Genomic DNA, 25,132 nt, shown 5'->3' on the forward strand with positions numbered 1-25,132 from the left:
ATCACCTACCGAATTGGTTATTTAATTCGATTGCTCCTTGTGCCTTTCTTTCTAATAATAATTGAAATAATTGATTATGTAATTCCGTGTTACCACGATATTGTTCGTTTTCAACAACTAAATTGCTAATATAATTTTTCCAAGGTAATTGAAGTTCTCGATACCAACTAATTAGATATTCATTCCCACTCATTTTTACCATTAATTGGTGAAATTTAATATCAGCATCAATATAATCGTCAAAATGACCATCTTCTAATAATTGATTCCGCCGAACTAAATTAGCCTTTAAAATCATCCATTGATCATCATCAACATCAGCAGAAGTTAATTCTCGAATGGCTTCATCTTCTAACATTTTCACTGTAGACCGTAACTTCCGTTGTTGTTCAGGATGGGACACTTGTTGTTGGACAAACGTCCCCGCTCCTTGTTTAATAACAACTGCTCCAGAATGAGCTAATACCTGCATTGATTCTCGAATCGTTGAGCGACCACACTTCAATATCTCCATCCATTGGCCTTCTGTTGGTAACTTTGCCCCATCTTTTAGTTGATGTTCTTCGATGTAATTTAAAATTGCTTGAATTGTTTTTGTTCCCAAATCAATCTTATTTGTTTTCATTAATAGACTCCCTTTTAAATCCAGATTTATTTTACATCAATATTCATCAGATGTATACTTAAAACGTCAGATGAATTTACATATTTTGAAAGGAGCAATTCATAAATTGCGAAAAACGTTAATTTACGTCTTAATCTCGACCTTCATGTTCAGTTCAATGGAAATTGCACTGAAGGGGGCCGACGGAGCTTTTGCTCCACTCCAATTGAACTTTTTACGATTCTTAATTGGAGGAATTTTGCTATTACCATTAGCAATTAAACGCTTTAAAAAATTTAACTACTCGATTGAGAAAAAAGATGTTGGGGTTTTTCTCCTAACCGGGTTCATGTGTGTGATTTTAAGTATGACGTTATATGAAATGGCAATTAATTATGACGAGGCTTCGACCGTTGCAGTTGTCTTCAGTTGTAATCCCGTTTTTTCAATCCTATTTGCCGCATGGTTACTTCATGAAAAAATCGGTCGATTGAATTTAATCTGTATGATTATTTCACTTGCTGGTTTGTTAGTTATCGTTGATCCATTTAAATTAACTAATCCAATCGGTTTAGCATTATCAATTGGAGCTGCCATTACATTTGGATTATATAGTATTATTTCACGTTGGTCATCATTAGTTAGTGGATTTGACGGTTTAAGCATGACTTGTTATACCTTTATTGCTGGTTCATTAGAATTGATGATTGTAATTCTAATTTCTAAGATTCCAGCTATTGCAACTGGAATGCGGAACGTTGAATTCTTAAGACCATTTGCTAATACACCAATGTTTCAAAATGTTAACTTTCATTACTTCTGGTTACTATTCTTCATCAGTGTTTGTGTTACCGGTGGTGGATTTGCATTTTACTTCTTAGCAATGGATACCGGTGGAGTTTCAATGGCATCACTTGTCTTCTTCATTAAACCAGGTTTAGCTCCGATTCTTGCTGCATTGATTCTAGGAGAAAATATTGCAGCAAATACAATTGTTGGGATTATTATTATCCTAATTAGTTCGGTTATAACGTTTAGAGGGAACCAAATTAAAACAAAGAACTCTTCAATGACCGATTCAGAAGAATAGAAAAAGCTAGTTAGAATTAATTTCTAACTAGCCTTTTTATTTTATTTATGATTTTTCTTGGGTTTGAATAACCTTAAAATGAAACTAGCAATCGCTAACAATATTAGTCCAACTATTCCTTGATGATTAGCCTCATGTGAATCACCGGTTTGAGGTAATTTAGCACTTTTAGCTTTGGACGATTGAACTGTTGTTGTTAATTGATCAGGTTTAGGAACTCTACCAACACCAGTGATTGGTCCATGCATCTTATCATTTGGTTGATGGAAATTACCATTTGGAACCTTATGAGTAGTTGATGAACGCCAATTATTATGGTGCGATTTACTACTATGATTATTATTCATCCCTGAATAACTACTTGATTTAGAATGATGACGCATTGAAGAACTAGAACTACTAGATGCACTGTGACTAGCAGTACTACTGTTACTCGATGAATTCGAACTTGCTGAACTATTCGAGCCAGAAGAACTATTTCCTGAACTTGGAACAGGAGTTGGATATGGAGATGGTGTTGGGTTCGGATTAGGTTCTGGACTTGGATTAGGTTGTGGTGTTGGCGAAGGAGATGGTGTTGGATTTGATCCCTTTTTATTCAACACAATATAAACATCTTTATATAATCCAAACATCAAGTGATTATTAGTCAATGAATCATCATGAAATACTTCTTCGTTATAATCACTAGCATTTGCATCAATGTTTAAATAATTAGTATTTAAATCCTTTAGTTTTATTCCAACACGATTCCAATTATCCGCACCATAGTTCCAAAAATGATTATTTCCTAGAACACTATCGACCGTATCTTTGCCATATCCATTAACCGTAAATTCATGTCCTAAATCATGTCCATTATCATCAACATAGTGAACTGTTAACTTATGTTCAGTAACCGCTGGATCATATGGCAATAAGTAAATCGCATCTGTTAAGAAACGATTATTTTCAACGTCATAATTAATTTGATCCTTTGCAACATATACAAAACGATTATATTTACTAGGAAATTGATAACCATTTCCTAACTTAAAGACCCCGTCAGCTTGTTTAGTCATGTGAATGAAATTATTAACATCAAAAGTATTTGGATCATACGTAATGTCATCGAACTCTTCACGATAAATTAATTGTCCAGTTAACGCATCAATAAATGGAACGTTCAATTGAACGGAATGTTTAATTGCATCCCCATTCGTCATGTAAACAGCAACCGTATTATCAGTACCAGTAGGACCATACGGATGCATTTCCGTATTTACTGCGTAACTAATACTACTATCGTCAGCTCCAACAATCCAACTCGCAATCCGTTGCCCACCTTCTTTGGAAGCATCTTTTTGATAATTATAATTAGCATATGTCGTTTGTAATGAGTAATCATAATCCCAACCGTTAGGAGCAGCAAATAAATCTTGAGTTTGGGAATCTACATCACTAGGTGTAGATCCATTTTCAGAGTCTTTTCCATATCGACTTAATTTAAACATTTTAGCAGCTGGGTCATAATAGATTCGATCCTCAGTATAAGCTGTGATGTGCTTATCTCCGCCGTTGATCAAATTATTAGTTAATTGTCCATTACTATCATTAGCATCCAAATATCTCAAATCAATATCATATTTTTGAGCATAATTATTAATGGAACCAATGTAATAGTCGTTTTTCCCATTTACTTTAGCTAACTGTTGACTGTCCTTTTCAAAAGATAATGGTGTTGTAGAATCAGCATTTGCATAGTAATTACCGTCTTTATAAACAGCCAATCCATTGCTAGATTTTAGTACGTTAACTCCCATTGGATAAAATAATTTACCATTATTACCATCAGGAACATAGTACCCTTCAACACCATTGACTTTATCATATATGGCACCTGGATAATATTCGGCCAATTTATCAACAGTATATTGAACTCCATTATCAGAAGTGATTCCTAGTCCATAGGTGTTGTTCGTAACCTTAATTCTTACTGGACCATCTTTTGTAATTTGAATTAGATAATCGTTTTCTCCATTGTTACTGTCATTCGTAGAAAAGCCGTCAAAACTCCAGGGACTTTCTTGAAGAAATGTATTAACCGGAATCTTACTTTTATTTGAGTTATTAGGATTATTAGATATCTTCCAATCTTTAATTGTTCGATAATTAATTGCTCCATGCCCATTATCTAATCCGGTTTGATTGTAATTACTAGCATTATATGGGCTATAAGGATCATTATAATATGCACTTGGATCATACCCAGATCCATCGGCATTTTTAGGGCCCCAAAATCTAAAATCAAAATAAATATTAGGAACACCAACTAAGTCGGACGGGCTTGGATCAAATGACTGATAAAAAACAATTGGTATTGGGTTATTAGGATTAGAATTATCCCATTTTAAATATGTTTGCGTGTCGTCCATTGTCCATAAATGATGACTTAAATCAGTACCATCAGGACCATTAGTGTCATTCCCTAAATTTCCATCCTTGTCGATTCCTAATAATGCTTGAATATTAATTCCATTAGATAAGAATTCGTTTTTAGGATCTTCCAGTGGATCATCATTCGCATTAGTAGATGGAAATTGAATATTATATTTATGGATTGTGAAAGTACTTTCTTCACCATAATTACCACTAATTGTAATCGTAGCGTTGTATGAATGTTTACCATCAACTGATTTAACAATGATTGGCAACTTCTGCGTAATTTCCTTGTATTCAAGTGGAATATCTATCTCGCTAGGATTAGTTTCAGTTGTATTAGCCTCATAAGTAGGAGTTGATATGTTGGGCACAATATTAAAATATTTAGATTCATTCAATTTATTAAATGGTGTTTGATAATCAACTGGATTACCTACTGCCCCATTACTAATTCCACCATCAATCCAATGTTTAATTCCATCTTTATCTGTGTAGTAATACTTAATATGAGCATAGGCATCACTTTGTTTAAGAGTGATCGTATCATTATTATCAAAGAACCCATGATTTAGAATTGCATAGATATAATCCCCATTAGAATCTACTTGATTAGCAATCTGTTCTGGCGTAAACCCATTATAATGAGGAACCAAATCTTTGTAATACAACTTTATTGGCTCACCATCAAAACCTAAACTAACAGTAAATGCTTGTTCTAAAATTCCATTTTCATCACTTCCATTTGCATAAGGAATTGCTTTTCCATTCTTATCAACAAATCGAAGTTTGTAATTTACTGTATGTGAACTTTCTGAAGGTTGGAAATCACCAGCATCAAAGGTATTATCATTATTGAAAGATTGATGAGTTGTTGGGTTCAATAATTGATTTCCTTGAATCAATACTTGTTGTTGATTAGGAAGTGTTACTACTTGTCCATTACTACCAATAACAACATAAGGATAAGTTTCATATTTTCCCCTTAATTGAATCAATATTTGTTGATCTTCACCATTATTAACCATCTTAACGTTTTGATCATCGTCAGCATCTCCACTTCGGTTAGTAATGACTGAACTATCGTTACTATTAGTGGATGAATTATTAATATTATAAGAATCATCATTATCTGATGATGAATTAGAATCATTTTCAGATGTAGATTGGGCCGCACTATTTTCATCTCCATAGTCACCCACAATTCTATAATCTGCAAACATTTCAGATACTTCACTACTGTCACTATTTTTAGAAGCAGCATTCATTTCATTATTATCTAAGTTAGATGATTGAGCTTGACTGTTATTATTATCTGTATCATCATCGTTTTGGAGGTCTTCTCCGGAAGCAGTAATCGATGTTGAGGCCGTTGAATCAGCATGAACGGTATGTTGTCCGTATCCACCAGTGATCGTTAAAAAGCTAATCCCAGCAAATGCTCCCAAAGCAAGTTGTCCTTTTTTTAATTCATTTTTTATTTTAAGATTTAAAGTATGTTCATTGCTCTGATATTTTATGTATTTCATTTTAATACGTGCCCCCTGCTATGGATCTTCACGTCATTATTATAACATTAATAATCTAAATAATATTGTAAATTGTTTTTTATGTAAATAAATAGCTATCATTATATAAAAATATAATGATAGCTATTTATTATTTATCTATCTTGTTATTTATCCGTCTTATTAATCGAAGAATGCTTAGCTCCATAAGTAAAGTAAATAATAACTCCAATTATGAACCAAACAAAAGCATATGATTTAGCTTGCCAATCAAGGCCATAGAAGATAACTAGAGATCCAATAAAACCAAGGGCAGGAAAGATCGGATATAGTGGTGCTCTAAAGCTTGCAACTGGTAAGTCTTTTCCTTCACGACGGTGAAGTGGATACATTGCTAATGAAGCAAACATGAATGCAATCAATGTCCCAGTTGAAATCAATTGAGCCAAGAAAGTGAATGGGAAGATTCCACCCATAACAACTCCAACAATTGTAATTGCCCAAAGAGCAGCACTAGGAACTTTGTTCTTGTTCAATTTAGAAACGAACTTAGGAAGCATGTGGTCACGGCCGAATGAGTAGATCAAACGAGAACCAGCCATCATCATCCCAATCAAAGCAGCAAGCATTCCAAGAACAGCAACTGCTTGAACAACGAAAGCAATGATAACATGACCTTGTTGACGAAGAGCCCAACCAACTGGTTCAGCATTATTAGCATAGGAAGTGTATTTAAACATCCCAACTAATACAAGTGAAACAGCAATGAATAATACAGTTCCAATTACTAATGAACCAAGAATTCCACGTGGCATCGTTTTTTGAGGATCCTTTGCTTCTGCAGAGTTTGATGCAATAGAATCAAATCCAATGTATGAAAGGAAGATGGTTGAAACTCCGGCATAGATACCACCCCAACCACCAAATTGAGTTCCAGCAGAAGTCATGTGGGGTTTGGGAATGAATGGGAAGTAGTTACTCATCTTAATTGCAGTTGCCCCAACAAAAATAAATACCAAAATAGCAATCAATTTAGCAAGAACTAAGACATTCGTTAACTTAGAGGTGTTTTCATCACCGTGGAACAATACAAAGGCAACGATACATACAACAATAACGGCTAAAATATCAACAATTCCGCCATTAGTGCCAAGTGGATAAGCAAGATAATTAGGAAGCTTAATATTGAATGTCGTTAATAATCCTTGAACGTTAGACGATAATCCGGCCGCAACGAATGGGACCGCAATAATATATTCAGCTAACAAGGCCCAACCAACGATCCAGCCCCACATTTTACCAAATAACACACTGATCCAAGAATATGCAGACCCTGCAAATGGTAATGCAGAAGCCATTTCAGCATAATTCATTGCAACTAATCCGGCAACCACTGCCGCTAAAATGAATGAAATAACAACTGCTGGTCCAGTATATTCAGCAGCAACCAATCCTGGTAAAGTAAAAATTGAAGTGGAAAGAATCGTTCCTAACCCCAATGCTAAGAAATCTTTGACCGTCATTGTTTTCTTTAATTGTTTATCTTTTTGTTGAAAAGTTCTAAAATCCGCTTTCGCGTTGATTTGTTTCCAATCCATAAATTACTCTCTCCTTACCAGCCAATTTTTTGACTTGGTTTTTCTAGTTTCCCATCAGCAAGTTCTTGCATTACTTGAGCAATTGTTTCAAGTCCACGTTTTAAGTCTTCCTCCTTTATTACTAAAGGTGGTTGAAACCGTAATGTATTTCCACGAACTGTAATCATTAATACACCTAATTCACATAAGCGAGTGATTATTTGAGTTGCCGCAGTTGAATCTGCATCACCGGTTGAAGGATCAACAATGTCGATTCCACCGTTCAATCCATATAATCTAACATCACCGATAAAGTAAAATTTTTCTTGAAGTTGTTTAAAAAATTCTTTAGCATAAGAACCTAACTTCGCACTTCTTTGAACTAATTTTTCATCTTCAATTACATCTAAAGTAGCGTTAGCAGCAGCCGTAGTTACAGGATTACCAGCAGTTGTAAATACGTTACCAGGAGCTCCCAATGCATCAATTACTTCTTGTCTTCCAATTACAGCACTTAACGGTAATCCAGATGCAACTGATTTCCCTACGGCAATTAAATCAGGTTCAATTCCAGGAAAATTATCAATCGACCACATTTTCCCGGTTCTACCCATTCCCTGATTAACTTCATCAACAGCTAATAAAATCCCATTATCTTTTGCAAACTTCGCAACCATTTCTAAATAACGTTGAGGAGCTTTAGCAAAACCACCGTCTCCCTGAATTGCTTCAATTTCAATTAAAGCCGTTTCATCAGCAGGAAGATATGTATCGAATGGTAATTTAAAATCTGCAAACATCCGATCGATAAATTGTTCTTCAGATTCATTATCTCGCCGATACCAAGGACTAGGAAATGGAACTTTCACAACACTAGGCACCAATGGTCCCATATTTCGCGTCATGTTCAAACTTACCCCAGACATTGTCATGGAACCATATGTAGAACCATGATAAGCACCGGTGAAACTAACAATATACTGACGTTGAGTATATGCACGTGCAAATTTCATAATTGCATCATTCGCATCAGATCCGGAATTACCCCAAGCAACTTTAACTGGTCCAGACATGGGAGCTAATTTAGCTAACCGTCTTGATAATTCAATCTCCGGTTCATTAGCAAAATATGCAGGCGTGTATTGAATTAATTTTTCAGCTTGGTCTTGAATTGCTTTCACAACATGTGGATGAGAATGTCCGGTGTTGGTTGAAGAAGCACTTGATAGAAAATCAATGTATTCTTTTCCATTAGCATCTTTTAAAATGGCACCCTTCCCACTTGCAATTACAATATCAAAAAATGGAATTCGAGCGGCATTCGCTAAATGTTTTTGTTCATCATCAAGCAATGCTTCATTCTGGTCACTCATTTACATCTCCTCCTTAATACTTTCTTAAATGTTATTGACAATTATACTTACTCTTCATGCAATAAAGCAATAGTTTTGCAATTACTATTATTGATAGATATATTATATTTTACGATTTAAATGTTGAATCAAAATAATAAAAAAACTTTAATCCTTCATTATGAAGAACTAAAGTTTTAAAATGGACTATTTATGATATGGACTCCCTTCATTAATCATGAACGCCCGATAAATTTGTTCAGTCAACACTAATCGCATTAATTGATGGGGTAACGTGAAACGGCCGAACGAAATTTGAGTATCAGCCCTTTTCAATACTTCTGGCGCTAACCCTAATGAACCTCCAATTACAAATGTAATATCAGAATGTCCATAGGTCGTCAATTGATTAATTTCTTTTGCGAATTCTTCAGAAGAACGTTCCTTCCCCAAAATCGCTAATGCATATACATATTCACGATCACTAATTTTACTTAAAATCCGGCTACCCTCTTTTTCCATCACTTGATCCATTTGGGATTGACTTAGTGATTCTGGAGCTTTTTCATCTGGGACTTCAATAATATTAAATTTACAAAAACGAGAAAGTCTTTTTGCATATTCTGCAATTCCTGCTTTAAAATATTTTTCCTTTAACTTCCCTACTACTACTAGTTTTATATTCATTTTATCCTCATTTCAATAGTTATCCACAGGGTTGTGGATAACCACAATATTTAGTATATGAATTTTTGTTCGACACTATCTGTTGATTAAATCAATTTGATATATAAAAAGAGAAATGTCATTACACATTTCTCTTTTGTGTGTTTCACATGAAACATTCTATTGTTGAACACCTTTGCCAAACTTAATTTGACTATTTTGTTCTGTCAATTTAACATCAGTTGTTTGACGCTTGCCATCTCGATAATAAGTTAGTGAAATCGTATCGCCAATTTTATGTTGATATAATTGTTCACGGATCTTACCTTCATCCGTAATTTTATGACCATCAATGGCAGTAATAACGTCATACTTGTGTAACTTGGCTTGACTTGCAGGAGTATTATTGATCACTTTCATCACCACTGCTCCTTCTGTAACGGAACTAGGTAATTTTAAGATACTCTTTTGATCCTTAACTGGAACATTTGCCAAATCAACATATTGAACTCCTAATGCTGGTCGAACTACTTTTCCATTTTTAATCAACTGATTAATAATTCGAATCACTTCATTACTTGGAATTGCAAATCCCATTCCTTCAACACTTGTTCCTTCACTATCTGAAGCTAGTTTCATCGAATTAATTCCAATCACTTGACCGGCCAAGTTAATTAAAGGTCCTCCTGAATTACCAGGATTGATTGCGGCATCAGTTTGAATTACTGATGAATCATTTCCGGTGGCTTGACCATTTTCATTTGTCTGGGGAACTTGACGCTTCTTAGCTGAAATAATTCCCTGAGTTAAGGAAGAAGCATACGATGATCCTAGTGGTGAACCAATCGCTAACGCTGTTTCACCGACTTTAATATCATTTGAATCACCAAAAGTGGCAATCGTTTTTACTGGAGTCCCATTAATCTTTAAAACCGCTAAATCAGTTACAGAATCTTTTCCAACTAATTTAGCTTCCATTTTCTGTCCATTACTTAAAACGACTTCCACAGCAGATGCTCCAGCAACAACGTGATTGTTGGTAACAATGAAAGCTGCTCCATTGCTCTTTTTATAAATAACTCCGGAACCTTCACTATTCGTTTCTAAGGTTCCGCTTCCTTGTTTTTTGTTTGTGAAGCCAAATAAAGAAGCAAATTCATCACTAGTTGATCCAGAACGTTTCAGATTAATAACTGAAACAACTGAATTTTTAACACTGTTAAATGCTTTTTCAGTTTGCGTTTGAACATTAACGTGCAATTTACTAGTTTGAGTTGTTCCTCCATTATTTGATCCATTAGGAACTGTCATTTCTTGATTAAAAGGATCGTTATTTTGAAAATAAGATATCCCCCCATAAGCGATTCCACCACCTAAAAAACCAGCTACTAATGAAGTAATTCCAACTTTAGTTACAATATTCATTTTTTTGCGACGAAGCGCTTCACCTCTTTTTTCTTATTATTATAAATAAAACCAATCGTTAAAGGAACTACTTTTGGACAAAATTAACTTTTATAAATCTAAAAATTTTGTTGGTTCCTCAACATCAGTATCATAAACATTCACATCACGTCCATCGATGATGTCATGTTTTTTTAGAATTTTATCCACTGTTTCATGAGCTAATTTACGCGTGTTATTTTCGTGACTTCGGTGTGAAATAAAAACTGCTTCAGTATTATTACCGATTATATTACACATAACATTAGCTTCATCTTCAGTTCCCATGTGACCCACGTCACTTAAAATTCGTTGTTTCAAATCCCAAGAATAACTTCCATTCCATAACATATCAACATCATAATTACATTCTAAAACATAGCAATTAGCATTACTGATCAAGTTTTGATTTCGTTCAGATACATATCCAGTATCCGTAATAATTGCGACCTTCTTCCCATATGCTTTTAAAACATAGCACTGGGGTTCATTAGCATCATGGGAAACCCCAAAACTAATAACGGTTATATCTCCGAATTTTTCAATACTACCAACTGGAAAGATACATTTTTGAGATTGTGGAACCTTACCAATAATATGCCTCATTCCAGCCCAAGTACCTTCATTAGCGTACACCTTTAATTTGGGACATCGTCGCGCTAAAATGCCAACACTTTTACTGTGATCAGAATGTTCATGGGTAACAAATAACATATCAATCTGACTTAAATCACGATCAATTTCATTTAATAAGTGGTTAATCTTTTTGCCACTTAATCCCGCATCAATCAGAATGCGATGCTGTGGGGTTTCAATATAGGTAACATTTCCATCACTACCACTAGATAGGACACAAACCCGCATTGTTGCTTCTTGCATTTAATTCATTGTCTCCTTAGTTGTTATTCAACGAATCTGTTAAATCATTATTATTGATAACAGAACCATTAAACGCATTAATATACTTAATTTGGACTTCGTTTGAGTTATTAGGAGTAATTGCAATTAACCAGGTTGGAATATAAATATAATTTTTCTTAATTGAAACTAATTTTGTATATGCTAAATGCATCCATTTAATCTTAGAATTATTAGGAATTTCATTATATTGATACAAGGCTGTTAATGCTTTTTCTCCTGAGATAACATCAGATTTTTCACGTAACGGACGAACCCCATCTAAATATCTTTGAGTATATCCAGTCAACATGTTTTTATTATTTATTGTAAATCGGATTTGAGCATTCGTTGAAAATAAAATGTTGTTATATGTCTTTTGGACATAAACAATCGTATTTTTAGTCGATAAATTATGACAGTATTGATAATTCTTACCAAGAGGAACAAAATCGCCATTTTTAATTAATTGATCTAAATTTTGCCGTGCTTTTTCATTATAAATGGCCATTGGACGTTTCAAAGTACTTTTGACTTCGTGATTAGCATCATCATAGTGAACATTTTGATTATTTAAATCTGACAAATGATTTTTTAAAGCATCATTTTGAGTTGCTGATAAATAATACCCACTGGTAATTTTCTTACTAACATAATTAGGAACCGTGATCTGATCATTTCGCATTTCTTTAATAACAGTTGAATTATTATCATTGGCGATACTTTCGTTTTGGACATTTACATTTTTACGATAATTAGAAAAAAGAACAATATCAAGTACAACAAATGCGACTAAAAATATAATTTGAATTCTTTTAAAGTCCATCGTTATTCTCCTATCTTTCTAATAGTTCATTATAATTCAACCATTGCCCATTAATCTTGATATACCAACTTGGAACAAGTTTTACGACTAGCTTTGAATTTTTTGTGTACTCCCAGCGATAGCCGATATCAATATTTTGAATTTTAGATTTCTTGTAACCACGACTAACTAAATTATTAATAACGGTTTGCGTCGCCGGTAATTGATATTGATGATTCGTTGTTGGCGTTGGAATTTGCAATGTCTTCAATGAGAAATTCATTCGATACGATAATCCGTTAATAATCTTAATTCTAAATAAACCAGCATTATCATTACTAAAAATCGGAAAACCTTCAACATACATTCGATAATCGTATTGATGTTGTTTTTCATTAAAGTCAAAAAAATGCATATTATCTAAAATAATGCCACTATCTAATAACCGTTGATAATTTTGGTTTAAAATATTACTCAAACCTCTATTATTCACATTGGCCTGATCATCAATAAAATTAACGTTTCCATTATCATGAAAAATAATTTGTTTAGCAGACTGATCATTATATGCCGTTAAATTACGCTTTTTCTTCACGTTTATATTTTGAGCATCACCCATTAAACGTAACACATAGTAATTTTGAGCTTGGTTTGTAATCAAATACGAATACTGAGGTAAATTTATTTTACCATCAACAGAGATATCATAATTATGGTTATAATACTTAAAAGTAACCTGATTTTTTTCAATTCGTTTATCATTTAAGATTTGGTTGATCTTATTTAAATCATTATTCTTGAAATTCAATTGGTATACCCGTGATTTCGCACCATAAAAAAGATACATTATTCCCCTTTTATTTAGTGGCAAAACAATTCTATCAATGCGATTATTATTATTGATATCGAACCTACTATTAAATACTTTTTGGATCAACGAAAGCGTAACACTATTGGTATAGCTTAAAACTAAACTATTATCACGATTCAATAGTTGTAAGCCCTTTTGAGAATTAATCTGACCAACATCCCTTAACTTAAAATCACGACTACGAACTAATTCATTTCTAATTTCATTGATCATATTAACTGAAGGATTTATCAATAAATTTTGTTTACCATTTTTATTTTCCACTAATTGAGTTGGTGAATAAATACTACTAATTGGGCGTGTTGTTAAATTGTTTTTACTTGCTGTACTATTAGAACTTTTTTGAATATTATTCTCATAATGAGATGGATTTATCCACATTAAAACAGAAAAAACAACACTGATAATTATCGCTAAAGTTAATAAAGGAGTTATTAGGTTATTCAAAATTCTTCTAATTTTCATCCCAAAGATCCTCCTCAATTGGTTCATATGGTAGTGCAATATAGAATGTGGAACCCTTTCCTTCTTTACTTTCAGCCCAAATTCTACCACCAAGAGATTCAATTACATCTTTAGAAATGGACAATCCCAGCCCACTTCCTCCTTGAGCACGAGCACGGGCTTTATCAACACGGTAAAACCGATCAAAAATATGTGGAATTGCCGAACGCGGAATCCCCATCCCCTGGTCAGCAATACTTAAAATGATTTTATTATTGGTGTCATAAAGTGAACAGGTAATCGTTCCACCCTTTGGTGAATACTTCATTGCGTTATTAATTAAATTATCAATAACTTGAGTAAATCGATCAGTATCCAATTCAGCCCATAGATCACGTTTTGTAAAATGACGGACAATTTTATAGTCAACATTTTTAGTGTCGATTTTAGCTTCAGTATTATCACCCTTTTTTAAAATCATATCGAATTGATTCAAAATATAATTAAATAACTCATTAATATTAACCATTTCCATATTTAATTTTTGAGTTCCAGAATCGATTCTTGACAATGTTAATAAATCGTTGATCATTCTAATCATCCGATTCGTTTCATCCTGAGCAACTTTTAAGAAATCAGGAGCAACTTCTTTATCCTTCCAGGCACCGTCTAAAAGTGATTCCAAATAAGAATGGACACTGGTCAAAGGGGTTCTTAATTCGTGAGACACATTTGAAACGAATTGTTTCCGATCATTATCAATTTTTTGTTGTTCAGTAATATCACTAAGCACACAGACAAGTCCGTTAATAAAACCAGATTCCCGTTGAATTAATGAAAAATGCGCTCTAACGATCAATTGTTCATCGTCTTTAGATAAATTAATCTTTAACTCATCAGGATTTTCAATTAAATCACGTAAAACATGGTCTTTTCTAATATCTAAGACATCCAAAATAGACTTCCCAATCAAATCATTTTCACTCATATTCAAGAAGTTCTCAGCTTCATAATTAGCAATAATGATGTTTCCCTTCCGATTGGTTGCTAAAACTCCATCGGTCATATTACTAAGAACAGAATCTAATCGACGACGTTCAGATTCAGTCGTTTCCTGAGACTGTTCAACTCGAACGGATAAATTATTAACAGCTGAAGCCAATTGGCCTAATTCATCACCATCATATACTTTCACATGTCCAGAATAATTTCCCTGTGCAATGTTTAAAGTTTCACGCTTCATTTCATCAATTGGTCGCGTAATTGCTCTTGAAATAACAATTGACATCACAATTCCTAAAATAATTGCAACTAAAGAAGCCAATAAATAAATTACCGTTGTTCCATTTAAAGTTTGATAAACTGGTCCTAAACTAGCGTGAATATATGCAACTCCAACTAGTTCATTATTAGAACTCTTGATCAATGGAGTAATTCTGGTGTAATACCTTCCCCCATCGTCAGAACGATACGTTTTACTAATAATTCTTGAATTATAGATAGAATTCTTTACGTCACGATTTAGCGTTTTTTGCCCGACAATTAATTGATTATTAACCTGATTAGTTCCCCGAATAGTTCCGTTATTATCGATGACTTGTACCTGAATCGAGTTTGTATTGTCCACATCTGATAATAATGATCGAATTCTGGTATTCGATTTATTCAAGTTCTTACTCGTTAATTGGTCGATCAAAGAATTATTAATATAAGTTGGTAATTGCACTTGTTTTTCAAATGCAGCCACGTTTCTTTTTTCCAGTTGGGTCACAAAAATAGATCCCACAACTTCTAGCGTGATCAACAACATTAATACGAACACAAACGCAATCTTAAAATGAATTGACTTAAAAAATCTTATCCGTTTATTCAACTTTCAACGGCTCCTTCAAAATTTGATCAATTATTCTTTATCTGAATCCCGAAGATAATATCCTACTCCGCGCCGCGTAACCAAACGGACAGGATGACTAGGATTATCCTCAATTTTTTCTCTTAAACGACGCACTGTAACATCAACCGTTCGAACATCACCAAAATAGTCATAACCCCAAACGGTTTGTAGCAAATGTTCACGCGTCATCACTTGGCCGATATGTTGTGCCAAGTAGTGTAATAATTCAAATTCTCGATGCGTTAATTCAATATTATCGCCATTTTTAGTTACTGAATAAGCTTGGGGATGAATTACTAAATCACCAATTTGAATATCTTTATTTCCATTATCATCATCACTAGAATTACTATTAGCGGATTGACGACGTAAATTAGCTTTGACTCGAGCTACCAATTCACGATTAGAAAATGGTTTGGTAACGTAATCATCAGCACCAAGTTCCAGACCTAGAACTTTATCTAGTTCTGAATCTTTCGCTGTTACCATGATAATTGGTGTATCATGTGTTTTTCGGACTTCTCGAGCAACCTCAAGCCCATCAACTTTAGGAAGCATTAAGTCTAAAATGATCAAATCTGGATTCTCTTCCTTAACTTTTTCAAGGGCTTCCGCGCCATCGTAAGCAACAACTACGTCATATCCCTCTTTAACTAAATTAAACTTTTCAATATCAGTAATTGGTTTTTCATCATCAACAACTAAAATTTTTTTCATTTTTTAAATACACACCTTTTTAATTAAATCGATTCTTTTTTATGTTTTTTATTTACAAATTATTATTTTTAGGATTATATTATTTAAGTCGGACATTTATTCCAATGCCCAGGTGTTAATTATATCACGGTCAACATTTTACTTCATTTATATCGAAAAAAGTTTAAAAAAAGTGTTGACTTATATTGATAATAAATGTTATTATATATCTTGTCGTTGAGATATGACGTATTAAATCTTATGGGCAGTTAGCTCAGCTGGCAGAGCAACGGACTCTTAATCCGTGGGTCCAGGGTTCGATCCCCTGACTGCCCATTACTAAAAAGTCGATAACCAATTGGTTATCGGCTTTTTCTTTATGTAACTTAATTATAAAAATAAAAAAGCAGCGGATTAAATCCACTGCTCATGTAATGTTTTATCGGATTCATTTCCAAAAATGAATTCAATGACTAATATAGCAAATGTTTCCCCAATTGTCTAAGATTATCGTGATAAAAATCAATAAACTTGCTATATTATTAACTTTTTAACTATAATGATGATAATTATTGGCAAAGGGAGTCTAGTACTGTGAATTTTAAAACAATCTGTAGTTGGATATTAACAATTATCTTCGCTTGTGGAATTATTTTCGAAGCTTATCAAATTTTTGACCAAGGCAATTCATCTGCAATCAATATTATTTTACTAATTATTTTCTTTATTTTAACTTTTACATTCTCAACGTTAGCAAAAATCAAACGATAATAAAAAATGGACATCCAAAAGATGTCCATTTTTTTATTTAAATGCCTTACTACCAATGTCAGTTCTGAATTCATAGTCATTAGAATCAACATTCTTGGCAATTTCATTGTTTACATATTGTTGAGCCGCTTTTAAATTATCAGCTTTGGTAGAAACCATCATAATTCGACCACCATGACTAAGCATTTGACCATTTACATTTTCAACTCCAGCATAACTTAACATTAAGTTAGAATCACTAAATTGAGGTAATTTCAAATGGTCAGGATGATTCTTGGGATAACCCTTGGCAGCTAGAACGGTTCCAAGATAAAAGCTACTGTCTTGCCATTTAGCAACCAGTTTATCACCGTTCAACAATGACAAAATCAATTCACCAAAATCACTTTCTAATTGAGGTAAAATGACCTGGGTTTCTGGATCACCCATTCGGACATTGAACTCAATTACTTTAGTCCCATCAGCAGTTTGCATTAAACCAGCATAAAGGAATCCCGTAAATGGTTGATTCCGATTCTTCATTTCAGTCAAAACCGGCTTAATAATATCGTTAATTGCGTTAGTAACAATTGAAGAACTAAATTGTGGACATGGACTATAAGCACCCATACCACCGGTATTTGGCCCCTTATCATCATTTAATTGGCGTTTATGATCTTGAGCAATTGGCATTGGCACAATTTCAGTTCCATTTGCCATTACAATTAAGGAGAATTCTTGACCAGATAAGTAATCTTCAATGATCAATTCCGTTTGCGGAAATTTTTCAAATAGTTCCTTTACATCATTAACAGCAGCATCCTTATCTTGAGCAATCATAACTCCTTTACCACCAGCTAAACCGTTTGCTTTGATCACGATTGGCATTTCTTGATCCTTAATATAGGCAATTGCTGAATCAGCATCAGCAAATTCATGATAAGCGGCCGTTGCGACTCCTTGAGCTTGCATTATTCGTTTAGCAAATGCTTTAGAACTTTCCAATTGCGCTGCCTGCTTACTCGGTCCCCAAATCGTTAGATCATGAGATTGAAAAGCATCAACGATTCCAGCGGAAAGTGGTTGCTCTGGACCGACAACAGTACAAGTAATTTTTTCATCTTTGGCAAACTGAACCAACTTATCAAAATCCATTTCATCAATGTTAACAGTTGAAACGCGTGGCATTTGATCCATCATTGGGTTCCCTGGAGCCACAATCACCTCGCGTTGTTCATTCTTTGCGAGTGTTTGGGCTAATACATATTCACGACCACCGGAACCAATTAAGAGCCATTTTTCCATTTTGTTCACCTCAAAAATTAATGTTTAAAGTGACGAGCACCACTAAATACTAAAGCAATTCCGTATTCGTTTGCTTTATCAATTGAATCTTGATCACGAATACTACCACCTGGTTCAACAATTGCTTTAATCCCATTTTTTGCAGCAAATTCAACACAATCATCCATTGGGAAGAAAGCATCAGAAGCTAAAATGGCATCCTTGTAGTTCTTCTTAACCTTTGCCTTATCGATTGCAATTTTAGTAGAATCAATTCGGTTTGGTTGACCAGCACCAACTCCTAATGTTTGGTTAGCAGTAGTAACGATAATTGCATTACTCTTAACGTGTTTAACAGCGTTTTGACCAAATGCTAAGGCCTTTAATTGAGCTTCAGTAGGTTGAGCTTTAGAAACGACCTTGAAGTTATCTGGAGTTTCATGAAGTAAATCACGAGTTTGAACGAGCATTCCACCAAGAACACTAACTTCATCATGACCATTCTTATCAATTGGTCCGAATGGAACTGTCAAAAGACGAATGTTTTTCTTCTTAGCTAAGACATCATAAGCTTCATCAGTAAATGAAGGTGCAATCACGATTTCCAAGAAAATAGAATGCATTTTTTTAGCGGTTTCTAAGTCAACTTCTCTGTTCAATGCCACGATTCCACCAAAAATCGACATGGTATCGGATTCGTAAGCGCGGTCCCAAGCAGTATCTAAGTTATCAGCAATTCCAATTCCACATGGGTTCATGTGCTTCAAAGCAACCACGGCTGGTTGACCAGCAAATTCAGCAATGATTCTTAAAGCAGCATCGGCATCACGAACGTTATTGTATGATAATGCCTTTCCATGTAATTGTTTAGCGTTAGCTAAGGAATACTTTTCAGGAATTGGATCACGATAGTAAGCAGCTTGTTGGTGACTGTTTTCACCATAACGCATGTTTTCAACCTTTTCGAAGGTCATCGTTAATTTTTCAGGGAATGGTTCTTTAGTTAAGTATTTTGCAATCAAAGCATCATAAGCAGCAGTATGTCTGAAGACCTTTGCAGCTAAATGACGATGATAATCAGCGTCTAACTTGTTTTCGTCATAGCGCTTTAAGAATTCTGCATAATCGTTCCGGTCAGTGATGACGATAACGTCTTTTGAATTCTTAGCGGCAGCTCTTAACATGGATGGACCACCGATATCAATATTTTCAATTGCTTCTTCGTCAGTAACATCTGGTTTTTCAATTGTTTGTTTGAATGGGTAAAGGTTAACACAAACTAAATCAATTGGGTTGATGTTATCTTCTTTCAATTGACGCATATGTTCTGGATTATCACGTTTAGCTAAAATTCCAGCATGAATCCGTGGGTGAAGAGTTTTAACCCGACCATCAAGCATTTCTTTAAAATGAGTGATATCTTCAACAGCGGTTGCTTTTACCCCACCATCTTGAAGGGTCTTTAAAGTTCCACCAGTTGAAACAACTTCATAGCTTCTTTTTTCCAATTCCTTTGCAAAATCAACAATGCCGGTCTTATCTGAAACACTTAGTAACGCTAATTTTTTCATGTTAGAGTTCTCCTTTATTTATCAAATCAAGAATCGTTGCAGGATACAATTGATGTTCAACACCATGAATCCGCATTGCTAAATCATCTAAACTATCATCTGAATGTCTGGGAACGCTTCTTTGGGCAATAATTTGACCCGTATCAATCCCAGAATCGATATAGTGAATTGTGACACCAGTTTCTGGAACGTTAGCTTCATAAGCATCTTCAATCCCATGCCGTCCAGGAAACTTAGGTAGTAATGCTGGATGAATATTTAAAATTCGTTTTGGATAGGCCTGTAATAAGGTTTCACCAATGATACGCATATAACCAGCTAAGAAAATTGCTTTTACGTTTTCAGCGTGGAGATGCTTTAAAATAATTCCTTCTCGTTCTGCTTTTGAAACCCCCTTATGAGCTTCAATTACTAAGGATGGAACTCCGAATTTCGCTGCACGTTTTAAAACATGTGCATCAGCATGATCACAAACCAACAATTTAATTTCAATTGGAAGGTCAGCTTTGGCTATCGCTTCAAAGTTAGTTCCGTTCCCGGAAGCAAAAATTGCGACTGGTAATTTACCATTCGACACGTTTATCACTTCCTTTCACGATTTTACCGATTTGATAGTATTCCTGATCAGTTGCTGATAATTTCTTTTCAACTTCTGAATACTTATCCTTTGGAACTACCAAAACCATTCCAATTCCCTGGTTAAAGACATGATCCATATTAGCGGTATCCAAATGCCCCCATTCTTTCAAGGATTTGAACAATTGAGGAAGGTCCCAACTACTTCGGTCGATTTTAGCAGTTAAGTTATCCGGAATGACTCGTGAAAGATTTCCAGCAATGCCACCACCAGTTATATTGGCGCTGGCATGAACTAAATCGGCTTTGATCAACGGACTAACGGTGTGATAATACAACTTCGTTGGGGTTAATAACTCTTCAATCAATGGTTTCTTAAAGCCTGGATAGACTTTATTCAAATCAAGATTAGCATCCTTAATGATTTTGCGAACCAGTGAGAAACCATTCGAATGAACACCGCTTGATTTCAAACCAACTAAGACATCACCCTCACGAACCTTATCAGCACCAAGTAGGTTATCATGATCCCCAATTCCAACGGCAAACCCACTCAAATCGTAATCACCATTGGTGTAAATCCCAGGCATTTCAGCCATCTCACCACCAATTAGTGACAAGCCAGCTTGTTTACAACCTTCGGCAATTCCCTTTACGATTGTTTTAATTTGATCAGGATTTAATTTTCCAACCCCAATGTAGTCAAGGAAAAATAAAGGATCAGCACCTTGCGCTAAAATATCGTTGGCACACATTGCCACAAGGTCAATTCCAATCGTATCGTGTTTGTCAGCCTTTAAAGCTAGTAATAATTTAGTTCCAACACCATCGGTTCCTGAAACCAACACTGGATTGGAATACTTCTTAAAACTACTCAATAAGCTGTATTCTGCTCCAAAACCTCCTAATCCCTCTAAGACATTAGAATCTTGGGTCGTCTTAACAATTTTTTTGATGTTGTCGACAGCTTTTTCACCATTGGCAATGTTAACACCAGCGGCTTGGTATTGATCATCCATTGAATTCATCCTTTCAGTCATAAAGATGCAACCGTTCTGCTTCTTTTTTATAACCTGCTTCGTAGTCATATAATGGCGTTGGATACTTCCCATCAAAGTAAGCTGTACATAAGCCATGATATTGGTTATCGCATTTCAACCCGATTGAATCAATTAACCCTTCAACACTAAGGTAACCAAGAGAGTCAGCCCCAATTTGTTTTCGAATTCCTTCGATGTCATAATTTGCACCAATTAATTCACTTGGCTTTTGAATATCGATTCCGTAAAAACATGGGAATTTCAAATCTGGTGAAGCAATTCGAACGTGAATCGACTTTGCACCGGCATCCCGTAATAATTTAACAATAAAGCGACTTGTCGTTCCACGAACGATCGAATCATCAACTAAAACAATATTCTTACCCTCAACCACTGGTTTTACAACGGATAACTTCATTGAAACTCCGCGTTCCCGCTTGGCTTGGGTAGGTTCAATAAACGTCCGCGCCACATATTGATTCTTGATCATTCCCATATCGTAAGGAATCCCACTTTCTTGAGCGTAACCAATCGCAGCAGATAGTGAAGAGTTAGGAACTCCAATTACAACATCAGCATCAACCGGATGTTCACGAGCAACTCGTGCTCCCATCCGCTTTCTAGCCTCATGAACACTAACGCCATGGATTACGGAATCGGGACGAGCAAAATAGATGTATTCCATTGAACAAACCGTCAATTCCGTCTTCGTGGTAAAATGATCAATTTTAACGCCATCTTTATTAACTTGAACGACTTCACCAGGTTGTAAGTCACGAATGAAGTGAGCACGTACTTGATCTAAAGCACAAGTTTCACTACAGATAATAATGGCTCCATCATCACGTTTTCCCATTACTAATGGCCGGAGACCATTTGGATCAGAAACTCCATACATGGCATCCTTAGTCATCAAAACATAAGCAAATCCACCATGCATCTGGTTAGCAGCATCTTTGATCTTGTCCATAAAGGTATCTTTCGTACTAACTTCAATCAAGTCACCAAATAATTCGCTATCTGAATCTGATTGAAACTTAGTCCCTAACTTGGTCAACTTAGCCTTTAAAGTATCAGCATTCGTTAAATTTCCGTTATGGGATAATGCAAAATGTGTATTTGTATTTTCAAAAAGAAATGGTTGAATATTCTTTAATGAATGACTACCTGCAGTTGCATAACGAATATGACCAATTCCAGAATGACCAGGTAAGGTACCTAAATCATCTAAATTGCTAAAAACTTGGGTCAATAATCCTAGACCACGATGACGATGGATTTGACCTTTATCATCAAAAGTAGCAATTCCAGCTCCCTCTTGACCACGATGTTGCAATGCATGTAAACCATCATGAACTAGTTGAGCAGCGTCATTTTGTTTACTTCCGAATAGGCCAAAAACACCACATTCATCATTTAGGCTTTTGACTTCATTGAGCATTCTAATCCTTCTTCCCATGTTGTTCTAAGCTCCTTGATGGAAGTATGAACTTCGTCATCTTGGAGGGATAAATTAAATTCATCATTACTAGTTGTTTTACCTAACAGAGTAACGTTATTGCCCATTAATTCTTCAAATTCATCTTGTTTAGCGGCATCAACTGATACAACGAAACGAGATTGAGTTTCAGAAAAGAGTTGAACACCAGTTAAATCACTTTGCCCATCAAAACCAAGTTGATTCTTGAAAAGCATTTCACCAAGGGCAGTAATTAAGCCACCCTCACTAATATCATGAACCCCGGTAACGAGCTTGTTCTCAATGGCTTCATGAACTAGTTTTTGATTCTTAGCTTCGGTATCTAAGGACCAATGTTGAATTCGACCACTGATCTTACCAGCTTGCAACTTTTGAATTTCACTGCCGTTGAAATCATCATAAGTCTTACCAAGAACGTAAACTAATTGATCAGCCTTTGGAATATAGGAAGTCATTATGTTTTCGTTCTTTTCGATCAAACCAACCATCCCAATAACTGGGGTTGGGTAAATAGCTTCATTATCAGTTTCATTATAAAGGGAAACGTTTCCCCCAATGACTGGGGCATCGAATTCTTGGCAAGCCTTTGAAATTCCTTCGGCCGACTTACTCATTTCATAGTAACTTTCGCCATCATCGGGGTTCCCAAAGTTCAAACAGTCGGTAATTCCCAGTGGAATGGCTCCACCAGCGACAATATTCCTAGCAGCTTCAGCAACCGCAATTTGACCACCCTTGAAAGGATCAAGGTAAATATAACGTGAGTTACAATCAATTGTCATGGCAAGCGACTTATTAGTGTTTCGAACCCGCACAATAGCGGAGTCACTACCTGGTTCAAGAACCGTATTGGCTTGAACCCGACTATCGTATTGACGAAAAACAGATTTTTTGGAAGCAATTGTTGGCGATGCTAACACTTGCTTGATCGTTGCTGTTAAATCAGTGTACTTAGGCATGAAATCGGCAGCTGGATTCTTTAAACGGTCTGGTTCAACAACTGGATGTTCATATTCTGGAACATCATCAACTAAGGACTTCGTTGGAATATCACAAACCAACTTTCCGTGTTGACTCAAACGGTATTGACCATCATTATTAACGTGTCCAATGACAACGGCGTTCAAACCGTATTTTTCAAAAACATCCAAGACAGTTTGTTCAGCACCCTTTTTAATACATAAAATCATTCGTTCTTGTGATTCAGAAAGCATGATTTCATAAGGAGTCATCCCCTTTTCCCGTTGAGGAACTAAATCAAGGTTCAAATCAACCCCACTGTTTGCCTTAGCAGCCATTTCAGCAGTCGATGAAACTACTCCAGCAGCTCCCATATCTTGAATTCCGACCAAGATATCCTTATGATGACGAGTAATTTCCAAACAAGCATCAACTAATAGTTTTTCAGTAAATGGATCCCCAACTTGAACCGCGGAACGATCGGCTTCCTCTTCTTCACTGAATTGACTAGAAGCAAAGGTAGCCCCATTAATTCCATCACGACCGGTTTTAGCACCAACGTAGATGATTGAATTTCCAGTTCCCTTTGCTCGACCAGCTTCAAGGTCTTCTTGTTCCATTAAACCAACACACATAACGTTGACCAACGGATTTCCGTTATAGCAAGGATCAAAACTAATTTCACCACCAACGGTTGGAATTCCAATACAGTTTCCGTAACCGGCAATTCCAGCAACCACTTGGTCCAATAAGAACCGGTTCTTAGGATGACTAAGTTCCCCAAAACGGAGACTATCTAAAGAAGCGATTGGCTTAGCACCCATTGAGAAAATATCTCTAATGATTCCCCCGACACCGGTAGCAGCACCTTCATATGGTTCAACAAAACTAGGATGGTTATGACTTTCAGCCTTAAAGACAACGGCTTGACCATCATTAATGTCTAAAACTCCGGCTCCTTCACCGGGTCCTGCGATAACTCGAGAACCCTTGGTCCAGAATTTTCTTAAAATTGGTTTGGAGTTTTTGTATGAACAATGTTCACTCCACATCCCAGAATATAAACCAGTTTCAGTGAAGTTTGGTAATCGATGAAGTAACTTATTACAAATTAAATCGTATTCCCCATCGGTTAGACCCCAATCACGATAAATCTTACGTTCTTTAATTTCTTCTGGGGAAAGTTCAACCATTTTTTTCAATGTC

19 protein-coding genes and 1 tRNA gene are annotated in these 25,132 nt (G+C 35.3%); 3 read left to right on the plus strand and 17 right to left on the minus strand.

The window, feature by feature from the left end; translation table 11 throughout:
- Position 1: 1 nt before the first annotated feature.
- Positions 2-625, minus strand: a complete 624-nt coding sequence (locus AC3B6G_RS03200; protein ID WP_489848979.1) for a FadR/GntR family transcriptional regulator — start codon at positions 623-625, stop codon at positions 2-4.
- Between the two features lie 106 nt (positions 626-731).
- On the opposite strand from AC3B6G_RS03200, the gene AC3B6G_RS03205 reads away from it, so the two are divergent.
- Positions 732-1,694, plus strand: coding sequence for a DMT family transporter (locus tag AC3B6G_RS03205; RefSeq protein WP_489848980.1), 963 nt, complete (start codon positions 732-734; stop codon positions 1,692-1,694).
- A 41-nt stretch (positions 1,695-1,735) separates the two neighbouring features.
- Here the strand turns inward: AC3B6G_RS03205 and AC3B6G_RS03210 are convergent, their stop codons facing one another.
- The 10 genes from AC3B6G_RS03210 to yycF all read right to left on the minus strand — a co-directional run bounded on the left by AC3B6G_RS03210 (position 1,736) and on the right by yycF (position 16,286).
- Positions 1,736-5,641: an LPXTG cell wall anchor domain-containing protein gene (locus AC3B6G_RS03210; protein WP_489848981.1), complete on the minus strand. Its 3,906-nt coding sequence runs from the start codon at positions 5,639-5,641 to the stop codon at positions 1,736-1,738.
- Positions 5,642-5,787: 146 nt separating this feature from the next.
- A complete protein-coding gene (locus AC3B6G_RS03215) occupies positions 5,788-7,218 on the minus strand; it encodes an APC family permease (protein ID WP_489848982.1) in 1,431 nt (476 codons plus the stop codon).
- Between the two features lie 14 nt (positions 7,219-7,232).
- Entirely contained in the window at positions 7,233-8,570 is a 1,338-nt protein-coding gene (locus tag AC3B6G_RS03220; RefSeq protein WP_489848983.1) for an aspartate aminotransferase family protein, read from the minus strand.
- A gap of 186 nt (positions 8,571-8,756) precedes the next feature.
- Positions 8,757-9,236: a 23S rRNA (pseudouridine(1915)-N(3))-methyltransferase RlmH gene (gene rlmH / locus AC3B6G_RS03225; RefSeq protein WP_489848984.1), complete on the minus strand. Its 480-nt coding sequence runs from the start codon at positions 9,234-9,236 to the stop codon at positions 8,757-8,759.
- Positions 9,237-9,395: 159 nt separating this feature from the next.
- Positions 9,396-10,640 carry a S1C family serine protease gene (locus AC3B6G_RS03230; RefSeq protein WP_489848985.1) on the minus strand — a complete coding sequence of 415 codons (1,245 nt, stop codon included), beginning with the start codon at positions 10,638-10,640 and terminating at the stop codon, positions 9,396-9,398.
- Positions 10,641-10,730: 90 nt separating this feature from the next.
- The gene (locus tag AC3B6G_RS03235; RefSeq protein ID WP_489848986.1) at positions 10,731-11,537 is read right to left on the minus strand and encodes an MBL fold metallo-hydrolase; all 807 of its coding nucleotides are present in this window, start codon (positions 11,535-11,537) and stop codon (positions 10,731-10,733) included.
- Positions 11,538-11,553: 16 nt separating this feature from the next.
- Positions 11,554-12,381, minus strand: a complete 828-nt coding sequence (locus AC3B6G_RS03240; protein ID WP_489848987.1) for a two-component system regulatory protein YycI — start codon at positions 12,379-12,381, stop codon at positions 11,554-11,556.
- 10 nt (positions 12,382-12,391) lie between these two features.
- Positions 12,392-13,696, minus strand: coding sequence for a YycH family regulatory protein (locus AC3B6G_RS03245; RefSeq protein ID WP_489848988.1), 1,305 nt, complete (start codon positions 13,694-13,696; stop codon positions 12,392-12,394).
- Entirely contained in the window at positions 13,686-15,548 is a 1,863-nt protein-coding gene (gene walK / locus AC3B6G_RS03250) for a cell wall metabolism sensor histidine kinase WalK (RefSeq protein ID WP_489848989.1), read from the minus strand. Before walK ends, AC3B6G_RS03245 begins: the two co-directional genes overlap by 11 nt.
- A 30-nt stretch (positions 15,549-15,578) precedes the next feature.
- On the minus strand, positions 15,579-16,286 hold the full coding sequence (gene yycF, locus AC3B6G_RS03255) for a response regulator YycF (RefSeq protein WP_489848990.1): 708 nt from the start codon (positions 16,284-16,286) through the stop codon (positions 15,579-15,581).
- A 242-nt stretch (positions 16,287-16,528) separates the two neighbouring features.
- Between yycF and AC3B6G_RS03260 the strand changes: the two genes are divergently transcribed.
- A tRNA-Lys gene (locus AC3B6G_RS03260) sits at positions 16,529-16,601 on the plus strand.
- 258 nt (positions 16,602-16,859) lie between these two features.
- Positions 16,860-17,036: a hypothetical protein gene (locus tag AC3B6G_RS03265; RefSeq protein ID WP_489848991.1), complete on the plus strand. Its 177-nt coding sequence runs from the start codon at positions 16,860-16,862 to the stop codon at positions 17,034-17,036.
- Between the two features lie 33 nt (positions 17,037-17,069).
- Here the strand turns inward: AC3B6G_RS03265 and purD are convergent, their stop codons facing one another.
- From purD to purL, 6 genes are read right to left on the minus strand one after another with little or no spacing between them, the layout of a single operon-like run.
- Positions 17,070-18,320 carry a phosphoribosylamine--glycine ligase gene (gene purD, locus AC3B6G_RS03270; RefSeq protein WP_489848992.1) on the minus strand — a complete coding sequence of 417 codons (1,251 nt, stop codon included), beginning with the start codon at positions 18,318-18,320 and terminating at the stop codon, positions 17,070-17,072.
- Between the two features lie 17 nt (positions 18,321-18,337).
- A complete protein-coding gene (gene purH, locus AC3B6G_RS03275; protein WP_489848993.1) occupies positions 18,338-19,870 on the minus strand; it encodes a bifunctional phosphoribosylaminoimidazolecarboxamide formyltransferase/IMP cyclohydrolase in 1,533 nt (510 codons plus the stop codon).
- 1 nt (position 19,871) lies between these two features.
- Entirely contained in the window at positions 19,872-20,447 is a 576-nt protein-coding gene (gene purN / locus AC3B6G_RS03280) for a phosphoribosylglycinamide formyltransferase (protein WP_489848994.1), read from the minus strand.
- Positions 20,434-21,486: a phosphoribosylformylglycinamidine cyclo-ligase gene (gene purM / locus AC3B6G_RS03285; RefSeq protein ID WP_489848995.1), complete on the minus strand. Its 1,053-nt coding sequence runs from the start codon at positions 21,484-21,486 to the stop codon at positions 20,434-20,436. The genes purN and purM overlap by 14 nt, the downstream gene beginning before the upstream one ends.
- Positions 21,479-22,927, minus strand: a complete 1,449-nt coding sequence (gene purF / locus AC3B6G_RS03290) for an amidophosphoribosyltransferase (RefSeq protein ID WP_489848996.1) — start codon at positions 22,925-22,927, stop codon at positions 21,479-21,481. Before purF ends, purM begins: the two co-directional genes overlap by 8 nt.
- Positions 22,903-25,128: a phosphoribosylformylglycinamidine synthase subunit PurL gene (gene purL, locus AC3B6G_RS03295; RefSeq protein WP_489848997.1), complete on the minus strand. Its 2,226-nt coding sequence runs from the start codon at positions 25,126-25,128 to the stop codon at positions 22,903-22,905. Before purL ends, purF begins: the two co-directional genes overlap by 25 nt.
- Positions 25,129-25,132 lie beyond the last annotated feature (4 nt).

The sequence above is a fragment of the Nicoliella sp. ESL1149 genome (assembly GCF_058107265.1).